The sequence below is a fragment of the Flavobacteriales bacterium genome (genome assembly GCA_013214975.1).
Lineage (GTDB): Bacteria > Bacteroidota > Bacteroidia > DT-38 > DT-38 > DT-38.
Genome location: JABSPR010000198.1, coordinates 1 through 2,160, shown reverse-complemented (window position 1 = coordinate 2,160; position 2,160 = coordinate 1). Strand labels below are relative to the sequence as shown.

The window sequence follows — 2,160 nt, the reverse complement described above, 5'->3', positions numbered from 1 at the left end:
CACCATTAGATTCTCATAATGCTTTTTCATAGCTGCCGCCGAACAAGTGTGGTTGTTAGAGATCATGGCAAAGGCGAGCATCTCTCCAGACTTAGTAGTTACGTAACCAGAATAACTTTTCACTCTTGTCATGGTGCCGCTTTTTGCATGCACGTTACCTTCCGCCAAAGTTCCTTTACACATGTTTCGTAATGTTCCTGTCTCACCGGCAGATGGTAAAGAATTGTAAAACATATCGAAGTGCTTTTCCTTGGCTGTCGATTTTAACATCTCTACCATAAAGTCTGTGCTTACCGCATCAAAACGAGAAAGCCCACTACCATCGAATTGATTTAAACCTTTAATGTTAATTCCATCTCGAAGCCAATGCGATCTTATTACATCAAACCCATTAACGTTCGAACCATAATTTAAAACCTTGTAGCCAATTTGCTTTAGAATAGATTCTGCGAAAAAATTATTCGAATGCATGTTGGTGAAGTTTATAATATCTATTAGGGCAGGAGAGTAATTGGTGTAAAAAGTAACTGGCGCCAAGTAGTTCATTATGCTGAAGCTTTCTACCCGTTTAACCGGCTCCATTCTTTGTCTCCTTTTAGTAGAGGGTGGATTAGAAATCACGATTCCTTTTTTTCGTAGAAACTTATCAAAGGTGTAAGCACATAAAAAAGGAGGATCAGGAACTTGGCATTCTAAACCAAACCGAGATGAATCGCTAGATACTTGACCATAGATATAGCATTTCGACATATATGGTGAGCTAGAGATCCATATAGCTGCTGGGGTGTCTTTATCACCAACTTTTAGATTGTTTACCAATTCGAATTCTGGAACGTCGGTGTAGCGTTCAAAAAACACAGTATCTATGCTGGCGTTAACCACAAATGCAAAAATATTTTCTTTAAACGATAAACCCGATGCCCCGGCACAATAACCGCTTTGCATGTCTTCCCACGCCCAGCTGTTGGGAATCATATCAAACTCAAAGTCTTCGCCATCACCGATAATACTGCCTTTAATAGTGTCTATGCCAAGTCTTTTAATTGCCTGGTACCATCTCTCCATCGTACTATCTGGACGGGTGCTATGAAATATCTTGGAACCTAAAGTAGGATCACCACCACCTTTAATGTGGATGTTACCGGTATAGGATCGGTCTATCGAATTTAAAATTCCGTGATATTTGAGCTCTGTTTTAAATCGGTAGTAGGGTTTTAATATAGCCAATGCCGCACTGGTTGTAACGGTCTTCATAATAGATGCAGGAACCAAAGTTTTCTTGCCTCCGTGGTTAACGTACATGACATCCTTGTTAACGGGAGCAAGGGTAAACCCCCAAGTGGCGTGTTTCATTTCTGGTGCTATTCCTAAAGCTTCGAGATATTCGTTAATGGCTTTTAATTCGGGAAGGTCGGAATTGGCAAGAACTAAAGTATCGGCTGAAATTTTCTCCGCAATTTTGGCCTTAACCTTCTCTTTGAAATTACCGTTGCCATTCCACGAAATAACTGCATTTAACAATGTGGCAAACGTTATAAGAAAGATCCATGCTGTTTTGGACTTTAGGATTTTGTCTCTATTCATTATTGTTTGGATTCAATAAAATAAAATTACGAAAGGAGAAAGGCCGTTGTAGAGGCCAATGTAAAATGTTATGAACGCTACTATGTTCCTTGTTATGTGGATGTAGAGATGGAACCCAACTTCACGATTTTGAAAATCTCTATTACCTGATTATAAGTTTCTCTATCTTCGGCGGCACTACTAACCAATTAAGAAATTAATTCTATGAAAAGCCTTTTTTCTACAATAGCAATGGCGTTGATGTTATTCAGTTCTGTTTCGCAAGCACAATACCTTCCACGACCAAGTCAATGGACGGAGTTGAAGCAAGTAATTGGAGTAACTAGCATAGATATTAAGTATTCTCGCCCGAACGTTAAGGGGCGTGAGATTTGGGGTGAACTAGTAAAGTATGGAGAAGTTTGGCGCTTAGGTGCAAACGAGTCTACCATTTTTACAACCCAGTTCGATATAGAGATAAATGGTGAAAAGTTGGCTAAAGGAAGTTATTCTGTTTATGCTTTTCCAGGAGAGAAAGAATGGAAGCTCAGCTTTAATACCTATACCAAAGGCTGGGGTGGTGTAGATTACGATGCT

General features: G+C 39.6%; 2 protein-coding genes. One reads left to right on the top strand and one right to left on the bottom strand.

Features of this window, described 5'->3' with window-relative positions; translation table 11 throughout:
* The coding region (gene dacB, locus HRT72_06710; protein ID NQY67399.1) for a D-alanyl-D-alanine carboxypeptidase/D-alanyl-D-alanine-endopeptidase at nucleotides 1-1,584 on the bottom strand (1,584 nt) is incomplete at its 3' end.
* A 204-nt stretch (nucleotides 1,585-1,788) separates the two neighbouring features.
* Here dacB and HRT72_06705 point away from each other — a divergent pair.
* A partial coding sequence (locus tag HRT72_06705) for a DUF2911 domain-containing protein (GenBank protein NQY67398.1) occupies nucleotides 1,789-2,160 on the top strand: 372 nt, incomplete at its 3' end.